20 protein-coding genes, 1 tRNA gene and 1 riboswitch are annotated in these 17,514 nt (G+C 69.3%); of the genes, 13 read left to right on the forward strand and 8 right to left on the reverse strand.

Features of this window, described 5'->3' with window-relative positions; all coding sequences use genetic code 11:
• The first annotated feature begins 142 nt into the window (after positions 1-142).
• From ACFYXM_RS20740 to ACFYXM_RS20760, 5 genes are all read left to right on the forward strand, one after another.
• A complete protein-coding gene (locus ACFYXM_RS20740) occupies positions 143-1,582 on the forward strand; it encodes an amino acid permease (protein WP_389291205.1) in 1,440 nt (479 codons plus the stop codon).
• Positions 1,583-1,650: 68 nt separating this feature from the next.
• Positions 1,651-2,082 (forward strand): Mov34/MPN/PAD-1 family protein, encoded by a 432-nt coding sequence (locus ACFYXM_RS20745; RefSeq protein ID WP_073783377.1) that lies wholly within the window; start codon positions 1,651-1,653, stop codon positions 2,080-2,082.
• A gap of 124 nt (positions 2,083-2,206) precedes the next feature.
• Positions 2,207-2,332: a putative leader peptide gene (locus tag ACFYXM_RS20750; protein ID WP_274535416.1), complete on the forward strand. Its 126-nt coding sequence runs from the start codon at positions 2,207-2,209 to the stop codon at positions 2,330-2,332.
• Positions 2,333-2,494: 162 nt separating this feature from the next.
• Positions 2,495-2,827: a MoaD/ThiS family protein gene (locus ACFYXM_RS20755; protein WP_389291207.1), complete on the forward strand. Its 333-nt coding sequence runs from the start codon at positions 2,495-2,497 to the stop codon at positions 2,825-2,827.
• Positions 2,827-3,777, forward strand: coding sequence for a PLP-dependent cysteine synthase family protein (locus tag ACFYXM_RS20760; protein WP_389291208.1), 951 nt, complete (start codon positions 2,827-2,829; stop codon positions 3,775-3,777). Before ACFYXM_RS20755 ends, ACFYXM_RS20760 begins: the two co-directional genes overlap by 1 nt.
• Positions 3,778-3,903: 126 nt before the next feature.
• On the opposite strand, the gene ACFYXM_RS20765 is transcribed toward ACFYXM_RS20760, so the two are convergent.
• A complete protein-coding gene (locus ACFYXM_RS20765; protein ID WP_389291210.1) occupies positions 3,904-4,407 on the reverse strand; it encodes a type II toxin-antitoxin system PemK/MazF family toxin in 504 nt (167 codons plus the stop codon).
• Positions 4,408-4,584: 177 nt separating this feature from the next.
• Here ACFYXM_RS20765 and ACFYXM_RS20770 point away from each other — a divergent pair, with 177 nt between their 5' ends.
• Complete coding sequence (locus ACFYXM_RS20770; RefSeq protein WP_389291212.1) at positions 4,585-5,334, forward strand: MBL fold metallo-hydrolase; 750 nt, start codon at positions 4,585-4,587, stop codon at positions 5,332-5,334.
• Positions 5,335-5,348: 14 nt separating this feature from the next.
• On the opposite strand, the gene ACFYXM_RS20775 is transcribed toward ACFYXM_RS20770, so the two are convergent.
• Complete coding sequence (locus ACFYXM_RS20775; RefSeq protein ID WP_389291214.1) at positions 5,349-6,659, reverse strand: PTS transporter subunit EIIC; 1,311 nt, start codon at positions 6,657-6,659, stop codon at positions 5,349-5,351.
• A gap of 222 nt (positions 6,660-6,881) precedes the next feature.
• Between ACFYXM_RS20775 and ACFYXM_RS20780 the strand changes: the two genes are divergently transcribed.
• The 4 genes from ACFYXM_RS20780 (at position 6,882) to rdgB (ending at position 9,232) form a co-directional block, all read left to right on the forward strand.
• The gene (locus ACFYXM_RS20780; protein ID WP_014046255.1) at positions 6,882-7,115 is read left to right on the forward strand and encodes a glucose PTS transporter subunit EIIB; all 234 of its coding nucleotides are present in this window, start codon (positions 6,882-6,884) and stop codon (positions 7,113-7,115) included.
• Positions 7,116-7,338: 223 nt separating this feature from the next.
• The gene (rph, locus tag ACFYXM_RS20785; RefSeq protein WP_389291216.1) at positions 7,339-8,076 is read left to right on the forward strand and encodes a ribonuclease PH; all 738 of its coding nucleotides are present in this window, start codon (positions 7,339-7,341) and stop codon (positions 8,074-8,076) included.
• A 102-nt stretch (positions 8,077-8,178) separates the two neighbouring features.
• Positions 8,179-8,577 carry a hypothetical protein gene (locus ACFYXM_RS20790; RefSeq protein ID WP_389291218.1) on the forward strand — a complete coding sequence of 133 codons (399 nt, stop codon included), beginning with the start codon at positions 8,179-8,181 and terminating at the stop codon, positions 8,575-8,577.
• Between the two features lie 52 nt (positions 8,578-8,629).
• The gene (gene rdgB / locus ACFYXM_RS20795) at positions 8,630-9,232 is read left to right on the forward strand and encodes an RdgB/HAM1 family non-canonical purine NTP pyrophosphatase (RefSeq protein ID WP_389291219.1); all 603 of its coding nucleotides are present in this window, start codon (positions 8,630-8,632) and stop codon (positions 9,230-9,232) included.
• A 225-nt stretch (positions 9,233-9,457) separates the two neighbouring features.
• Here the strand turns inward: rdgB and ACFYXM_RS20800 are convergent.
• The 5 genes from ACFYXM_RS20800 to bcp form a co-directional block, all read right to left on the reverse strand.
• A tRNA-Leu gene (locus ACFYXM_RS20800) sits at positions 9,458-9,531 on the reverse strand.
• A gap of 14 nt (positions 9,532-9,545) precedes the next feature.
• On the reverse strand, positions 9,546-10,391 hold the full coding sequence (locus ACFYXM_RS20805) for an HNH endonuclease signature motif containing protein (protein WP_389291221.1): 846 nt from the start codon (positions 10,389-10,391) through the stop codon (positions 9,546-9,548).
• Complete coding sequence (locus ACFYXM_RS20810) at positions 10,388-11,008, reverse strand: HNH endonuclease (protein WP_389291223.1); 621 nt, start codon at positions 11,006-11,008, stop codon at positions 10,388-10,390. Before ACFYXM_RS20810 ends, ACFYXM_RS20805 begins: the two co-directional genes overlap by 4 nt.
• Positions 11,009-11,178: 170 nt before the next feature.
• A complete protein-coding gene (proP, locus tag ACFYXM_RS20815) occupies positions 11,179-12,675 on the reverse strand; it encodes a glycine betaine/L-proline transporter ProP (RefSeq protein WP_389291225.1) in 1,497 nt (498 codons plus the stop codon).
• A 287-nt stretch (positions 12,676-12,962) separates the two neighbouring features.
• The gene (gene bcp, locus ACFYXM_RS20820; RefSeq protein WP_389291227.1) at positions 12,963-13,430 is read right to left on the reverse strand and encodes a thioredoxin-dependent thiol peroxidase; all 468 of its coding nucleotides are present in this window, start codon (positions 13,428-13,430) and stop codon (positions 12,963-12,965) included.
• A 127-nt stretch (positions 13,431-13,557) separates the two neighbouring features.
• Here bcp and ACFYXM_RS20825 point away from each other — a divergent pair, with 127 nt between their 5' ends.
• From ACFYXM_RS20825 to ACFYXM_RS20835, 3 genes are all read left to right on the forward strand, one after another.
• Positions 13,558-13,878, forward strand: a complete 321-nt coding sequence (locus ACFYXM_RS20825) for a DUF3618 domain-containing protein (RefSeq protein ID WP_389291229.1) — start codon at positions 13,558-13,560, stop codon at positions 13,876-13,878.
• Positions 13,879-13,978: 100 nt separating this feature from the next.
• Entirely contained in the window at positions 13,979-14,281 is a 303-nt protein-coding gene (locus ACFYXM_RS20830; protein ID WP_107430514.1) for a co-chaperone GroES, read from the forward strand.
• 117 nt (positions 14,282-14,398) lie between these two features.
• A riboswitch (guanidine-III (ykkC-III) riboswitch) is annotated at positions 14,399-14,462 on the forward strand.
• A gap of 39 nt (positions 14,463-14,501) precedes the next feature.
• Positions 14,502-14,822 carry a DMT family transporter gene (locus tag ACFYXM_RS20835; RefSeq protein WP_389291231.1) on the forward strand — a complete coding sequence of 107 codons (321 nt, stop codon included), beginning with the start codon at positions 14,502-14,504 and terminating at the stop codon, positions 14,820-14,822.
• Here ACFYXM_RS20835 and ACFYXM_RS20840 read toward each other — a convergent pair.
• A complete protein-coding gene (locus ACFYXM_RS20840; protein WP_389291233.1) occupies positions 14,816-17,434 on the reverse strand; it encodes a transglycosylase domain-containing protein in 2,619 nt (872 codons plus the stop codon). The two genes, ACFYXM_RS20835 and ACFYXM_RS20840, sit on opposite strands and share 7 nt — an antisense overlap.
• Between the last annotated feature and the right edge of the window lie 80 nt (positions 17,435-17,514).

The following is a 17,514-nucleotide window of genomic DNA, read 5'->3' on the forward strand; positions in this document are numbered from 1 at the left end:
TCCCCGTGGCGCAAGCCGGACAGCCGCCCGGACCACCGTCCGCCCGCCCGTGACGGGCGTTCACGACCGTCCGCACGGCGCCACGCTGTTCCGGAAGACGTTGTGCGTCCGGCATGGACCGGTGGGGAGAAAGGCGCGGTACATGACATCGGCGCGGGTGGACGAAGGGCAGGGCGGCCGACCGGGCGCGGCGGTCACGGACGCGGGCCCGACGGGCGAGGGATACCGGCGGACGCTCGGAGCGCGCCAGATCCAGATGATCGCCATCGGCGGGGCCATCGGCACCGGGCTCTTCCTCGGCGCGGGAAAGGCGATCTCCAAGGCGGGACCGAGCCTCGTCCTGGCCTATGTCCTCGCGGGCGCGGTGATCTTCATCATCATGCGTGCCCTGGGCGAACTCCTCATGTACCGCCCGGTCTCCGGCTCCTTCTCGGAGTACGCCCGCGAGTTCGTCGGACCCTTCGCCGGCTTCGTCACCGGGTGGACCTACTGGCTGTTCTGGGTCGTCACGGGCATCACCGAAGTCACCGCGGCGGCCCAGTACATGACGTACTGGTTCGGCATCCCGCAGTGGGTGTCGGCGCTGATGTTCACGGTCGTCCTCTACGGCGTGAACCTGATCTCCGTCAAGGTCTTCGGAGAGCTCGAATTCTGGTTCTCCATGGTCAAGGTGACCGCCATCGTCGGCATGATCCTCATCTGCGCGGGCGTCCTCACCCTCGGCTTCTCCGATGCGGGCGACACCGCCTCGGTCACCCATCTCTGGGTCGACGGCGGGTTCTTCCCGAACGGCGTCAAGGGCACCCTGATGACCCTGCAGATCGTGATGTTCGCCTTCCTCGCCGTGGAACTCGTCGGCGTCACCGCGGGCGAGTCCAAGGATCCGAAGACCGTGCTGCCCCGGGCCATCAACACCGTGCCGTGGCGGATCGCCGTCTTCTACATCGGCGCGCTGGTCATGATCCTCTCCGTGGTGCCCTGGACCGCGTTCCGGCCCGGCGTCTCCCCGTTCGTCGCCGCCTTCGAGCGGATGGGCCTCGGCCTCGGCGCGGGCATCGTCAACTTCGTCGTACTGACCGCGGCCCTCTCCTCCTGCAACTCCGGCATGTACTCCACCGGCCGCATGCTCCGCGACCTCGCGCTCAACGGACAGGGCCCCGCACGCCTCACCCGGCTCACCCGTAACGGCACCCCGCTCGTCGGCACCACGTTCTCCGCCGCCCTGATGCTCGTCGGCGTCTGGATCAACTACCGGTGGCCCGGCGACGCCTTCACCTACGTCGTCTCCTTCGCCACCATCTCCGGGATGTGGGCCTGGATCATGATCCTCGTCAGCCAGCTCCGCTACCGGCGCCTCGCCGACCGCGGCGGCCTCCCCGGATCCTCCTTCCGGACCCCCGGCGCCCCGTACACCAGCGTCCTCGCGCTGGCCTTCATCGGCGTGGTGGTCGTGATGATGGGCATCGACGAGGACACCAGGATCTCGCTGTACTGCGCCCCGCTCTGGGCGGTCGTCCTCGGCCTCTCGTACCGGATGCTCAGGGGCCGCGCCCCCGCCGGTGCGGCCCGCGACCGCCCGTGATGTCCACGATGCGGGCTCCGTCGTACCGCCCCTCGGTACGGCATGGGCCACATGCCTATCCTGGCGCCATGCTGACCATCACCCAGGCGCTCTACGACCAGATCGTCGCGCACGCCCGCGCCGACCATCCCGACGAGGCGTGCGGCGTGGTCGCGGGACCCGTCGGAACCGGCCGTGCCGAGCGGTTCATCCCCATGCTCAACGCCGCCCGCTCGCCCACCTTCTACGAGTTCGACTCGGGCGACCTCCTCAAGCTCTACCGGGAGATGGACGACCGGGACGAGGAGCCGGTGATCATCTACCACTCCCACACCGCGACCGAGGCGTACCCCTCGCGCACCGACGTCACGTACGCCAACGAGCCCGGTGCCCACTACGTCCTCGTCTCCACCGCCGACACCGACGACGCGGGCCCCTTCCAGTTCCGCTCCTACCGCATCGTGGACGGCGAGATCACCGAGGAGGACGTCCAGGTCGTCGAGGCGTACGAACCCGCCTGACCCGGCACTCCGCAGGCTGGACGGGGCCGGTCCCGCCACGGCCCTGTCCACCTGCCGAGCGTCATTCATCCACCAGGTGAGATCACACTCTTATTCGCCGACCGGGAATCGATACGATGACCGCATGGTTCCCCATGACGTGAGCGACAAGACGCCGGGCATGCTGCTCGTCGCGCGGCTGCACGTCGACCTGTGCAGGCTCTCCAGCGCGATCTGTACGAACCGTCGGTCCGACGGCCGCAGGGCCTGAACCGGGGGCTTGCAGCCCGAGGACCCGGTCACGGCGCGACGCCCCGCGCGGGGCGGAGCCGCGCGCCCCGTGCCACGCCGCACCCCCGCTCTTCCCCGTACCCCGTACTCCGTACCCCGTTCTCCGTTCTCCGCTTCCGAGCTTCCGACAGGAGCCCACGCCATGGCCATCGAGGTCCGCATCCCGACCATCCTCCGCACCTACACCGACGGCGCCAAGGCCGTCGAAGGCAATGGAGCGACCCTCGCCGACCTCCTCAGGGACCTCGACAGCCGCCACAACGGCATCCGTGAGCGCATCGTCGACGGCGACGAGCTCCGCCGCTTCGTGAACGTGTACCTCAACGACGAGGACGTCCGCTTCCTCGACGGCATTTCCACCGAGCTCAGCGACGGCGACAGCATCACCATCCTCCCGGCCGTCGCCGGAGGGGCTGCCGGGGCGAAGCCCCGTCCGGCCGGGGTGGTGGCCGGGCGACGGGAGGGAATGCGCTGATGCGGTACGACAGCCCGCTCGCCGCGGTGGGCAACACCCCGCTCGTCCGCCTGCCGCGGCTGTCGCTGTCCGAGGACGTCCGGATCTGGGCCAAGCTGGAGGACCGCAACCCCACCGGCTCGATCAAGGACCGTCCGGCCCTCCACATGGTCGAACAGGCCGAGAAGGACGGCAGGTTGACTCCGGGCTGCACCATCCTGGAGCCCACCAGCGGCAACACCGGCATCTCGCTCGCCATGGCGGCCAAGCTCAAGGGCTACCGCATCGTGTGCGTCATGCCGGAGAACACCTCCCAGGAACGGCGCGACCTGCTCGCCATGTGGGGCGCCGAGATCATCTCCTCCCCGGCGGCCGGCGGCTCCAACACCGCCGTACGCGTCGCCAAGGAACTGGCCGCCGAGCACCCCGACTGGGTCATGCTCTACCAGTACGGCAACCCCGACAACGCGGGCGCCCACTACGCCACCACCGGCCCCGAGATCCTCGCAGACCTCCCGTCCGTCACCCATTTCGTCGCGGGTCTCGGCACCACCGGCACCCTCATGGGCGTCGGCCGCTACCTGCGCGAGCACAAGCCCGACGTCAGCATCGTCGCCGCCGAGCCGCGCTACGACGACCTGGTCTACGGGCTCCGCAACCTCGACGAGGGCTTCGTCCCCGAGCTCTACGACGCCTCGGTCCTCACCACCCGCTTCTCCGTCGGCTCGGCGGACGCGGTCACCCGCACCCGCGAACTCCTCCAGCAGGAGGGCATCTTCGCGGGCGTCTCCACCGGCGCCGCGCTCCACGCGGCCATCGGAGTCGGAAAGAAGGCGGTCAAGGCGGGGGAGAGCGCCGACATCGTCTTCGTCGTCGCCGACGGCGGCTGGAAGTATCTGTCGACCGGTGTCTACACGGCCCCGACGACCGAGGCCGCCATCGAAACACTGCACGGCCAGCTCTGGGCCTGACGACCTGGGGAACAATAGGGACCGGACCCGTCCGGGACCGGCACGGCGCCGGAATCCGTCCGGGACCGGCACATCCCGTACGAGTACCAACGCGTCGCCCCGTCACCCGTGCGGCGGGGCGAAGCCTCACCCCAGCTCCCGCACCCGCTGCCACACCCCCGGATCCACGACCCCCACCCGGCGTCGGAACACCCGGACGGCGACCTCCCGCAACTCGTCCGTCTCCAGGAAACTCGCCCGCCCCCGCGCGTCCCCCACCGCCCCGGCGGGCAGCGCGATCACGCCCGGCCGGTCCTCGTGGTACTTGCTGGTGATCTTCGCGACGAGCGCCGAGCCACCCCGCACCCGCAGCACCAGACAGGGCCGGTCCTTCGCCCCCGGCCCGTCCTCGTACGGCACCTCGGCCCACCAGATCTCCCCCGGCCGCGGCCCACGCCCCGGCTCCGGCCCACGCCCCGGTCCCGCCGGAGGACGCGTGCGCCCACCCGGACGACCGCCGCGGCGCGCCCCCGCCGGACCACCGGAACGACCGGGCCGCCGCCCGCCGCGACCCCGCCCGTCGGCCAGGGCCACCACGAGCGCGAGCAGCACGACGACACCGAACGCGATCCACCACCAGGACATGCTCATGCCCCGACGGTACCGGCGCCCCCGGCCCTTCCATCGAACCGGTGACAGCACAGGTGAGTTCCCCCACAACGGACGGCCGCGGAGGAGCGACCGGTGGATTCGCCCCTTACGCTCGTCGGACCGCTCAACAGACCGTACGAACCCTCCCCGTTCCCACGTCCCGGAGGTTCACGCTCCATGAAGCTCACCGTCGTCGGCTGCGCCGGCTCGTTCCCGTCCGCGGTCTCACCGTGTTCGAGCTACCTCGTCGAGGCCGACGGCTTCAGGCTGCTCCTCGACATGGGCAACGGCGCCCTCGGAGAGCTGCAGCGCCACATCGGTCTCTACGACCTCGACGCCATCTTCCTGAGCCATCTCCATGCCGATCACTGCATCGACATGTGCGCGTACTTCGTCGTCCGCTACTACCGGTTCGGCGGCCGCCCCGCCCCCCTCCCGGTCTACGGTCCCGACGGCACCGAACAACGGCTGACCACGGCCCACGGCGACACCCCGTCCGAGCGGGCGATGGGCGAGGTCTTCGACTTCCACACGCTGAAGCCGGGCTCGTTCGCGATCGGCCCCTTCTCCGTACGCGTCGAGAAGGTCTGCCACCCGGTCGACTCCTACGCCGTCCGGATCGAGCACGGCGGCCGTTCGCTCACCTACTCCGGCGACACCGGGACCTGCGAGGCGCTGGACGAGCTCGCCGAAGGAGCCGACCTCTTCCTCTGCGAAGCATCGTTCATCCATGGCAAGGAGAACATTCCGGACCTCCACCTCAACGGCCGCGAGGCGGGCGAGATCGCCGCCCGCGCCGGAGTCGGACGGCTCGTCCTCACCCACATCCCGCCGTGGACCGACGCCGACCGCAACCTGGCCGACGCCCGCGCGGTCTTCGACGGCCCGGCGTCAGTGGCGGCGGCGGGCGCGGTCTACGAGGTCTGAACGCACCCCGAGGGCTACTTCGTGAGGTTCCCCTCGATCTCCTCCGCCACCTCCTCGGGCTCCCGCCCCGGGGTCTGGAGATCGAATCCGGTGATCGCAAACCGGAAGATCGCGTAGTAGACGGCGGCGAACACCAGGCCGATCGGAATGATCAGCCACGGTTTGGTCGCCAGGCTCCAGTTGATGACGTAGTCGATCAGGCCCGCCGAGAAGCTGAAGCCGTCCTTGACCCCGAGCGCCCAGGTCACCGCCATCGAGACGCCGGTGAGCACGGCGTGGATCCCGTACAGCAGCGGCGCGACGAAGAGGAACGAGTACTCGATCGGCTCGGTGATACCCGTCACGAACGACGTCAGCCCGACCGAGAGCATCATGCCGCCGACCGCCTTGCGGCGATGCGGCTTGGCGCAGTGATAGATCGCCAGCGCCGCCGCCGGAAGGGCGAACATCATGATCGGGAAGAAGCCCGAGGTGAACTGCCCGGCCGTCGGGTCGCCCGCCAGGAACCGGTTGATGTCACCGTGCACCACCGTCCCGTCCGGCTTGGTGAAGTCGCCGAACTGGAACCAGGTGAACGTGTTCAGGAACTGGTGGAGACCGATGACCAGCAGCGCGCGGTTGGCGATGCCGAAGACGCCGGAACCCGCCCAGTCCAGGCCCACCAGCCACTTGGAGAAGCTGGTCAGACCGTCCCCGATCGGCTGCCACAGCCAGGCGCACAGCGCCGCGAAGAGCAGGCCGACGAAGGCCATGATGATCGGTACGAGCCTGCGGCCGTTGAAGAAGCCCAGCCAGTCCACCAACTTGACCCGGTGGTAGCGCTGCCAGAACCAGGCGGACAGCAGCCCCATCACGATGCCGCCGAACACCCCGGGGTTCTGGTACTCGGCCGCCGTGACCCGGGCGTCCTTCGTGACACAGGTCCCCGACCAGGTGCCGCCCGAGGTGAACGTCGAACCCGGCGCGCAGTCCACCGGGAAGGCGTGCAGCACCGCGTAGTAGACGAGGAAGCCCGCCACCGCGGCGAGCGCCGTCGACCCGTCCGCCTTCTTCGCCATGCCGATCGCCACACCGACGCAGAACAACAACGGCAGGCCGAGCCCCGAATCGAGCAGCGCACCGCCCGCCGCCGCGAACACCCTGGCCACGCTGTCCCAGCCCAGGCCCTCGTCGCCGAACACGTCCGGCTGGCCCAGCCGGTTGAGGATGCCCGCCGCCGGCAGGACGGCGATCGGGAGCTGGAGGCTGCGCCCCATCTTCTGAAGGCCCTGGAAGAAGGTGTTCCACCCTGTCTTCCGCGGTACTGCGGCACTGCTGGAGCTCATCGGTGTCCTCTCCGAAGCCGGTGCGTTCGCCGGTCGGCGCAAATTGGTACAGAACGCTTGAAATGAGGTGCGTAACCCTTCCGGCGGACAGGGCGTCAGTGATCGTCATCATTGAGGATGGGCCGGTCGCTCGCCCGCGAAGCTGGGCCAAACGTGCGTTACGGTGACGAAACGGACCCAGGGTGGGCCGTCGCACGCACGTGAACAAGCAGGGAGAACGCCATGGCCAGCAAGGCCGAGAAGATCGTCGCCGGGCTCGGCGGCATCGACAACATCGACGAGATCGAAGGCTGCATCACGCGCCTCCGCACCGAGGTCCACGACCCCAGCAAGGTCGACGAGGCCGCGCTCAAGGCCGCAGGGGCCCACGGCGTCGTCAAGATGGGCACCGCGATCCAGGTCGTCATCGGCACCGACGCCGACCCCATCGCCGCCGACATCGAAGACATGATGTGACCGGCCGGACCGTACGCAGGACCTCCCGCGCGACCGCTCGCCAGACCGTACGCGGCACCTCCCGTACGACCGCGACCGCACACGGGGCCTTCCGCCGAGCCCGCCACCTCCGGCCCCTCGGCCGAGCCGGACCGCCAGGCGTCGCCACAGGCCCCGCCCCGCCGGACGGGGCCTGTGCCGCACCCGAACGGGCGCCGTCCCCGCACCCGATAGGGTCGACACCATGTCTCGTATCGACGGCCGCACCCCCGAACAGCTCCGCCCCGTCACCATCGAACGCGGGTGGAGCAAGCACGCCGAAGGCTCCGTCCTCATCTCCTTCGGCGACACCAAGGTCTTCTGCACCGCCTCCGTCACCGAAGGCGTCCCCCGCTGGCGCAAGGGCAGCGGCGAAGGCTGGGTCACCGCCGAGTACTCGATGCTGCCCCGCTCCACCAACACCCGCGGCGACCGCGAATCCGTACGCGGCAAGATCGGCGGCCGCACCCACGAGATCAGCCGGCTCATCGGCCGCTCCCTGCGCGCCGTCATCGACTTCAAGGCCCTCGGCGAGAACACCATCGTCCTCGACTGCGACGTCCTCCAGGCCGACGGCGGCACCCGCACCGCCGCCATCACCGGCGCCTACGTCGCCCTCGCCGACGCCGTCACCTGGGCCCAGGGCAAGAAGCTCGTCAAGCACGGCCGCAAGCCCCTGACCGGCACCGTCTCCGCCGTCAGCGTCGGCATCGTCGACGGCACCCCCCTCCTCGACCTCTGCTACGAGGAGGACGTCCGCGCCGAGACCGACATGAACGTCGTCTGCACCGGCGACGGCCGCTTCGTCGAGGTCCAGGGCACCGCCGAGGCCACCCCCTTCGACCGCAAGGAACTGGGCACCCTCCTCGACCTCGCCACCGCCGGCTGCACCGAGCTCACCGCCCTCCAGACCGAGGTCCTCGCCCGCACGTCCGGCGAGTGAGGAAGCAACCACATACGCACCGCAAGGCGTCGTTACGAGCGCGGGCGCACGGATCGAACCGTGCGCCCGTCCGCGTATCCGCACCCGGGGAGGAACCGCACCATGGCCAAGGCCACCCGCCACCGCCGCACCACCGTCGCGCTGACCCTGACCGCCCTCACCCTCACCCTCACCGCGGCGGTCGGCTGCGGCGCCGTCGACAAGGCACTCGACTGCGTACGCACCGCCGATGCCATCGCCACCAGTGTCGACAACCTCCAACAGGCCGCCTCCAATGCCTCGAACGACCCCACCCAGGCATCCGAAGCCCTCGACGAGATCGACAAGCAACTGGGCGAACTCGGCGACACCGCCGGTGACGCCGACCTCGGCAAGGCCGTCGACCACCTCGAAACCGCCGTCGGCAACATCCGCGACGCCATCGAGAAGGGCGAAACGGCCCCCGACATCACCCCGGTCGTCGACGCCGCCACGGAGATCGGCAAGATCTGCACGCCCTGACCGGCCATGACGCGCCGAACGGGCTCCACGCGCCACCCCCGATACTGGGGACATGACCCGCCTCATCCTCGCCACCCGCAACACCGGGAAGATCACCGAACTCCACGCGATCCTCGCCGACGCCGGCCTCGACCACGAACTCGTCGGCGCGGACGCGTACCCCCATGTCCCGGACGTCAAGGAGACCGGCGTCACCTTCGCCGAGAACGCCCTCCTGAAGGCCCACGCCCTCGCGAAGGCCACCGGCCACCCGGCCATCGCCGACGACTCCGGCCTCTGCGTCGACGTCCTGGGCGGTGCCCCCGGCATCTTCTCCGCCCGCTGGGCCGGCACCCACGGAGACGACCGGGCCAACCTGGACCTGCTCCTGGCCCAGCTCTCCGACATCGACGCCCCCCACCGCGGCGCCCACTTCGCCTGCGCGGCGGCCCTGGCCCTCCCCGACGGCACGGAACGCGTGGTCGAGGGCCGCCTCATCGGCACCCTGCGCCACACCCCGTCCGGCACCAACGGCTTCGGCTACGACCCGATCCTCCAGCCGGACGGCGAGACCCGCACCTGCGCGGAACTGACCCCGGCCGAGAAGAACGCGATCAGCCACCGCGGCAAGGCGTTCCGGGCCCTGGTGCCGGTGGTGCGGGAGCTGGTGGGGTGACAACAGAGGTGGGGGGGGGGGCGGGGGGGCGGCCCCCCCGGGGGGGGGGGGGGCCGCCGCGGGGGGGTCCCCAACAAACCACCAAACAAAAAAACACACACCCCCCAAACGCGGACAGCCCCCCCGCGCCAGGGCGCCCCGGGCCCGGGTCCCGGGGGGGCGGTAGCTGGTGGGGTCACGGGCGGGGGGCGGGCCCCCCGGGCCCCCCCCACCTCTGCGTATCGGTGCGCCCGGTCGGATTCGAACCGACACAACACGACTTCCTAAGAGTCGCCGCTCCCCAGTTGGCGTACGGACGCATACCAGCGCCATACTACTGCGTTGTGAAGGATGGGCGGGAGCGATTGGCGAAAGTTCCTGTTTGGCTGTGGCAGGACGGGCACAGGTACCGCAAGTTCTCGCGACGATTGTCCAGTCGGTCTCCATTGATGTGATCGATCTCCAGGACCAGACGTTTGCCCTGCCAGGCGTCCCCGAGGCCGCAGGCTTCGCACTGGTGCGGTACGCCCAGGTCGTCAAGGGCGCGTCGCAGTCGTACGGTTCTCGTTCTGGGCGCTGACGGGGCGAGCCGTGTGAGGATCTCCGCCGCAGGTTTGCGGCGGGGAGACGCCGTTCCCAGGAAATGGCCCTGTCCGGTGAAGTGCTCGACCGAGATGCCGTGCGCTTCAATGCTCCGCTTCACGAGAGCGCGGGATGCGCCGTTGTTGGCACGGCCGAGAAGCCTGAGTACGGCGGAGACACTGAACGATGCTTCGACCGCCGCCGCCAACTCATTTCGATCCAGGACGCCTGCTTCGTAGCGACGGCCACGCGTGAAGTGCGAGGTGTCGATGCCGTATTGATCGAGCTTCTTGCGGATGTGGCCGTATGGGCTGTCATGTGGGGGGAGATTCATGTACTCCAGCACTTCCCTGATGCTGTGGGAATGCGCCGCCGCTTCGGCAAGCAACTCTCTTGGGTAGGAACGGCGTTCCCGTTCCGGCAGGGATTCTTCGTGAAAATGTGAAGTGTCGATGCCGTAGTGCCGTAGACGCCTCTTCAGATAGGCGTGCGGACCACTGGCGAGTGCGATGCCGAGTCTGCGCATCAGGTCCACCATGCTGACCGATTCGGCCACGGTCCGCACCAGCAAGTCGCGCGTGTACTTCGGGGCGCTCATCCGGTTGTCCGTTTCCGCCCGCGGTAGGTGTCGGTCACGGAGTGGCAGTTGGGGCAGAGGAACCGCAAGTTTTCCGGCCGGTTGTCCCACCAGTCGGCGTTCTTGTGATCCACCTCAAGCCTCAGCGGCCTGCCGTTCCACATCGTGCCTGTTCCGCATCTCGCGCAGCGCTCCGGCACTCCCAGCCGGAGAAGTTCTCGCCGGAGCCGAGCGTGGTGGATTCGCCCGTCCTGCGGAGAGCCGAGCACGAGCAGCCCGCCATGAGGGACCTCGTTGCCACCTCGGCGTTTCGCGAAATGGGTTGTGTCGATGCCCAGCGCGGCGATCCTTCGACTGAAGTGCGTGTGGCTGCCGCCCACGGGGCTGACTCCCAGTCGTTGCAAAACTTCTTTGACCGAGGTGGACGCCGCTACGGATTCCCGAAGGGCCTCGTCCGAGTGGCGAACCCACTTCTTCGTGAAATGTGAGGTGTCCACCCCCGCCGCTGCCATCTTCTGCCGCAGATAGCGCCTGCTGCCCGCTGTGGGCGTGCCCCCGCACCAGCGGACCGCGTCGTCGTAGGTGTTCGTCTTGCGTGCTGCCTCTTCGAGCAGGTCTCGCGTGTATCGACGGGTCATCGATCCCCTCCGTATCCGGCCGCGCGTTCGCGGTCTCGTACGGAGTAACGGTCCGTTTTTCGGAGAGTTACGTCCTATATCCGACAAGATGTGGAATGGTCCATGCCGCTTCAGGTGAAGCTGAAGCGGCACGGACCATTCCATTCGGGCCTCCGTACAGCCCCTCCGGGTCAGAACTTCGGGTCCGGTGTCTGGGACGCGGCCAGTTCCGCCGCCTCCTCGGGGGTCTCCACCGACGGCGGGGAGCCGGCCAGGGGCTTTCGGGCGGTCTCCTTCATGCACGCCACGGCGATCGCGCCGACCAGGGCGGCGGCCATCGCGTAGTAGGCGGGCATCAGTTCGGTGCCGCTCCAGCTGATCAGGGCCGTGATCACCAGCGGGGTCGTACCGCCGAACAGGGACGCCGAGAGGTTGTAGCCCACCGAGAGGGAGCCGTAGCGGATGTGGGTGGGGAAGAGGGCCGGGAGGGCGGCGGACATGGTGCCGAGCATGCAGACCAGGGAGAGGCCCAGCATCAGCATGCCGGCCGTGATGGCGAGCATGCCGCCCTGGCGGATGAGGAGGAACGCGGGGAGGGAGAGGAGGAAGAAGCCGAGCATGCCGGTCATCAGGAGCGGCTTGCGCCCGAAGCGGTCCGACAGCCGGCCGACCCGGCTGATGACCAGCATCAGGAGGACCATGACCGCGAGCAGTACGAGCAGGCCGTGGGTCTCGCTGTAGCCGAGTTCGTCGGAGAGATAGGTCGGCATGTACGACAGCACCATGTAGTCGGTGATGTTGTACGCGCCGACGAGGCAGACGCAGAGGATCAGCGTCGGCCAGTACTGCCGGAAGACGGTGGCGAGGTCGCCCTTGGCCATGGTCTCGACCCCGTCGGCGGCGTCCGTCGCGTGGACCGTGCCGCCCTCCAGTTTCCGGAACGCCGGGGTCTCGTCCAGGCGCAGCCGCAGGTAGAGGCCGACCAGGCCGAGGGGGCCCGCGACGAGGAACGGGATGCGCCAGCCCCAGCTCTCCATCTGGGCGGAGCCGAGCAGCGCGGTGAGGGCGGTGACGAGTCCGGCGGCGCCGACGTAGCCGGCCAGGGTGCCGAATTCGAGGAAGCTGCCGAAGTAGCCGCGGCGTTTGTCCGGGGCGTACTCGGCGATGAAGGTGGCGGCGCCGCCGTACTCGCCGCCGGTGGAGAACCCCTGGACGAGGCGGAAGAGGATCAGGAGGGCGGGGGCCCAGAGGCCGATCGAGGCGTGGGAGGGGATGACTCCGATCGCGAAGGTGCCGAGCGCCATCATGATCATGGTGAGGGCGAGGACCTTCTTGCGGCCGATCCTGTCGCCCATGGGGCCGAAGAAGAGGCCGCCGAGGGGCCGTACGAGGAAGGCGACGGCGAAGGTGGCGAAGGAGGAGAGGAGTTGGGTGGTGTCGTTCCCGGACGGGAAGAAGACATGGCCCAGCGTGACGGCCAGGTAGGAGTAGATCCCGAAGTCGAACCACTCCATGGCGTTGCCGAGCGACGCGGCCTTCACGGCGCGTCGGACGGCCTGTTCGTCGGTGACGGTGATGTCCGTCCGGCGCAGCTTGGGGTTCTTCCGCTGCCGGATCGCGCGGAAGAGGGTGGGGTGGCGTTTCACCGCCTCCGGATCGGCCGCCTGGTGGGGGTCGGGGGCCGCCATGACCGGGTCCTTTCCTCGGATGGGTGTTCCAGGAAGGGCTTCTGCGCTGTCATGGCGGCCTCAAACCGGTGCGGCGGCCGAATGTGACGTCCCTCACATGCGGGTGCTTCCCGTGGCATGCGGGTGTTCCTCATCCGCGCTGGGCCGTTCGGGGTGCTCCTGGGCGCGAGCCGGGGAGCCGGGGAGCCGGGCCCGATGCCGGGGCCGGGCGCTGGGGATCGGATGTCGCGGGCGGTCGCCAGGGGTCGGATGTCGCAGGGCGGGCGCCGGGGATCGGAGCGGCGGGGTCAGATGCCGAGGTCCTTGATGATCTTGGCTACGTGGCCGGTGGCCTTGACGTTGTAGAGGGCTCGCTCGACCTTGCCGTCCTCGTCCACGACGATCGTGGAACGGATGACTCCCGTCACCGTCTTGCCGTAGAGCTTCTTCTCCCCGAAGGCGCCGTATGTCGTGAGGGTCTCCTTGGAGGGGTCGCCGACCAGGGTGACCTTGAGGCTTTCCTTCTCGCGGAACTTGGCGAGCTTCTCGGGCTTGTCGGGGGAGACGCCGATGACGTCGTATCCGGCGCCGGCGAGCAGCTCCAGGTTGTCGGTGAAGTCGCAGGCCTGCTTGGTGCAGCCGGGGGTCAGGGCGGCCGGGTAGAAGTAGACGATGACCTTGCGGCCCTTGTGGTCGGCGAGCGAGATCTCGTTGCCGTCGGCGTCGGGGAGGGTGAAGGCGGGGGCGGTGTCGCCGGGCTGGAGTCGCTCGCTCATGGTTCTCCTCAAGTGGCGCGTGCGGTGTACGGGACCGAGCGTAATAGGGGTGCCGCCGGGTGCGTGGGCGGTCGAGCTGACAGACTGTCGATGAAGATTGACGGACGAGTACCACGGAGGCGGCGCGGTGTCGGATGCCAGGACCCCTGCGCAGATCGAGGCGGACATCATCAGCAGGCGTGAACAGCTCGCGGTGGTGCTCGACGAGATCGGGGTGCGGGTGCACCCGAAGACGATCATGGACGATGCGAAGGCCAAGGCCGCCGAGGCGGTGGACCGGACGGCCGGTCGGGCTTTCGTCGCGGTGAACCGGGCGGTGTCGGACGTGAAGGCGCAGTTCGTGACCGAGGACGGGGCGCCGCGTCTGGAGCGAGTCGTGCCGGTGGCGTTGCTCGCGGTCGGTGTCGTGGGGCTGATCGCGTCGTCGAGGAAGCGCCGGAAGAAGTGATGCGGCGCTCTGTGTACCCCGGAGGCGTGCGGAGCGGCGTCGGACAGGTAGGTTGCGGGTCGTGAGTGAGAACAACACCGACGACAAGCTGCCCATCCGCATGTTGCACGACCGTGTGCTGGTCCGGTCCGATGCGCCGGAGGGCGAGCGGCGTTCGGGCGGCGGGATCCTGATTCCGGCGACGGCCGCGGTCGGCCGTCGGCTGGCCTGGGCCGTGGTGGTCGCCGTGGGGCAGAACGTGCGGACGGTGGAGCCGGGGGACCGGGTGCTGTTCGATCCCGAGGACCGTGCGGAGGTCGAGGTGCGCGGTGTGGCGTATGTGCTGATGCGTGAGCGGGATCTGCACGCGGTGGCGGCGGACCGGTTCGAGGGGTCGGAGGATTCGACCGGGCTGTATCTGTAGCCCGGTCCGCGGCCCGTGCCGTTCACCTCGCGCTGACCTGGCGCGCGGGGTGCGAGTGCCGTGTTGCGTGTGCCGTGCAGGGGCCCGGTGACCGAGGTCACCGGGCCTTTTGCGTGTGCTTTGCTACGGTGGATCCACCCGACGAGACGCGCCGTACCGGGATTCGCAAAGACGACGCACCTGTGTAGTTCGAGTTTTCTGTCTTGTCGGAGGTGTCGTCATGGCGTGGGTTCTGCTGGTGCTCGCCGGTCTCCTGGAAGTGGCCTGGTCGATCGGTATGAAGTACACGGAGGGATTCACGCGGCTGTGGCCGAGCGTGTTCACCGGGCTCGGGATCGTGGCGAGCATGGTGTTGCTGTCCCATGCGGCGCGGACGCTGCCGATCGGTACGGCGTACGGGGTGTGGGTCGGCATCGGTGCGGCCGGCGCGGCGGTGCTCGGCATGGTGGTCCTGGGTGAGCCGGCGACCGCCGCCCGGATATTCTTCGTCTGCCTGTTGCTGGTGGCCGTCGTGGGGCTGAAGGTGACGTCCGGTCACTGACGCGGTGCCGTGGTGGTGTGCGGCGGGGGTGTGGCCCGGGGGGTGTGCGTGTCCGGGGGCGCGGGAGTGACCCCGGTGCCCGGGCGGGGTGCGTGTTCTGTGGCGCCTCCGGTTCCGTGGCCGACGCCGCCCCCGCCCCCGCCCCCGTTGCCGTTCCCGGTCGTGTGCCCGGCCCCGGTGCCCCGCGTCCTGGCGCCGGTGGGTGTGCCGCTTGCGGGCTTCCGCGGTTTGGCGGGCGGGGCGGATCCGCGGTGGGCCGGTGGGCCGTAGAGGTCCTCGTGCGGTCTTGTGGTGCCGTACCTTCCGTTGTCGTACCTTCCGTTGTCGTAGGGGTCCTCGATCTCCCACTCGGCGTACTCGAGGTCTTCTTCGTCGAAGCCGTTCTCGAGGCGGAGGTCGAAGTCCTTGGCCGCGCCGTTGAGCAGTGCCGCGCCGGTGTACTGGCCCCAGATCCGGGCGGGTGGTCCGCCGCCGCTCATGCGGGAGAGCCCGAGTGCTCCGTAGAGCGATTTCTGCGCACCGGTCTCGGGGTCCTGGCCCATGACGGCGATGACGGTGGCGAGGTCGGGGGTGTACCCGGCGAACCAGGCGGCCCGGTCCTCCTCGGCGGTGCCGGTCTTGCCCGCGGCGGCGCGGCCGGCGGACTGGGCGGCGGTGCCGGTGCCGTCCTCGACGACGCTCCGGAGCATCCAGGTGGTGGTGTCGGCGGCTTCGCGGGGCACGGCCTGTGCGGTGTTCCGGCCGGGCAGTGCCAGGTCTTCGCCGTCCTTGCTGACCTTGTCGACGAGGGTGTGCGCGTGGTGCACGCCGTGGTTGGCGAGGGTGGCGTACGCCTCGGTCATGTCGAGGACGCTGGCGGTGGCGACGCCGAGGGCGATGGAGGGGGAAGCGGTGAGGTCGGGGGTGTTCTTGGGGATGCCGAGGGCGACGGCGGTCTTGCCGACCTCGGCGGGGCCGACGTCCTGGGCCATCTGGGCGTAGACGGCGTTGACGGACCGGTCGGTGGCACTGCTCACGGTGATGCGGCCGTAGCTCCGGTCGTCCTCGTTGGCGGGGGCGTAGCCGGTGGGGCCGTTGCGTCCCTGGACCATGCGTTTGGTGGTGCCGTCGTAGATGGTGGCGGGGGTGATGCGGCGGCCTCCCTGGGTGGTGGAGCCGTTGGCGACGGCGGAGGCGAAGACGAACGGCTTGAAGGTGGAGCCGACCTGGTAGTCGCGGCGGGTCGCGTTGTTCACGTACTGCTTGGTGTAGTCGAAGCCGCCGTACATGGCGACGACCCGGCCGGTGGCGGGGTCGATGGAGGTGCCGCCGACGCGGACGTGGCGGTCGATGTCGCGTTGGGTGCTGGTCTGGGAGGTGACGTTGTCGTCGACGGCCTTGACGAGGGCGTTCTGCTTCTTCTTCTCCAGGGTGGTGGTGATCCGGTAGCCGCCGGTGGCCAGGGTGTTCTCGTCGATGACGCCGTGGGCGTCGAGGTAGTCGTCGATGGCCTGGACGATGTAGCCGCGCTGTCCGGAGAGTCCGGTGGGCGGCCTGACCTTGCCGGGTACGGGGAATTTCATGGCGGCCTGTTCGGCGGGGCTGATCCACTTCTCCTTGACCATGCCGTCGAGGACGTAGTGCCAGCGGGCGAGGACCGCGGTCCTGTTCTCGGGGTGGACGACGATGTCGTACGCGCTGGGGGCGTTGAGGAGGGACGCGAGGTAGGCGCCCTCGGCGGTGGTGATCCGGCCGATGTCCTTGCCGTAGTAGGCCAGGGCGGCGGCCTGGATGCCGTAGGCGTTGCGGCCGAAGTAACTGGTGTTGAGGTAGCCCTCCAGAATCTGGTTCTTGGACTGTTCGCGGTTGAGCTTGACCGCGATGAAGAGTTCCTTGACCTTGCGCGGGACGGTCCGTTCCTGGCCCAGGTAGTAGTTCTTGACGTACTGCTGGGTGATGGTCGATCCGCCCTGGGTGCCCTTGCCGGTGAGGGTGTTCCAGGCCGCGCGGGTCATGGCCTTGAGATCGATGGCCCGTTCGGAGTAGAAGTCGCGGTCCTCCGCGGCGAGGACGGCGCGCTGGACGGTGAGCGGGACCTGGGAGAGCCTGACGTTCTCCCGGTTGACCTTGCCGGAACGGGCGATGACGCTGCCGTCCCGGTAGAGGTAGACGTTGGACTGCGCGGTGGCGTTGGCGTTGGCGGCCGGGATGTCGACGAGTTCGTATCCGGCGACGAGGCCGCCGAGCAGGAGCAGGGCCACCAGGAGCAGGGCGCCGAAGGCGGTGCGCAGGGCGACGGCGATCCGGCGTCGGCCGGTCCGCTCGGGGTGTCCGTCCTCCTGCGACTCGTCGGAGCCGTCGCTCTCCCCCGGCTCGTCGGTGCCGCCGCCGTCGTGCCGTCCGGGGTCGGCGTTGCCGGTGGCGTCGGTGTTGTTGTTCCTGCCGACAGTGCCTGCGCTACCAGCGGCACCTGCGGTGTCGACGGCATCGGTGATGCGAGCGGTGTCAGTGGTGTCAGTGGCGTCGGTGATTCCGGCGGTGCCGGTGCTGCTGTCGGCGCGGGCGGACGGGGCCCCGGAGGGCCGGTTGCCGGGTTCGTGTCTCCCGCTCGGCTGCTGTGGCTCGTCGCTCATGTCGATGCAGACTCCTCGGCCGCGGTCACTTCCCCCATAGTGCACATTTCTGGCTGATACGCACCGGATCGACCGCCGAA

Source organism: Streptomyces sp. NPDC002476, assembly GCF_042889785.1.
Taxonomy (GTDB): domain Bacteria; phylum Actinomycetota; class Actinomycetes; order Streptomycetales; family Streptomycetaceae; genus Streptomyces.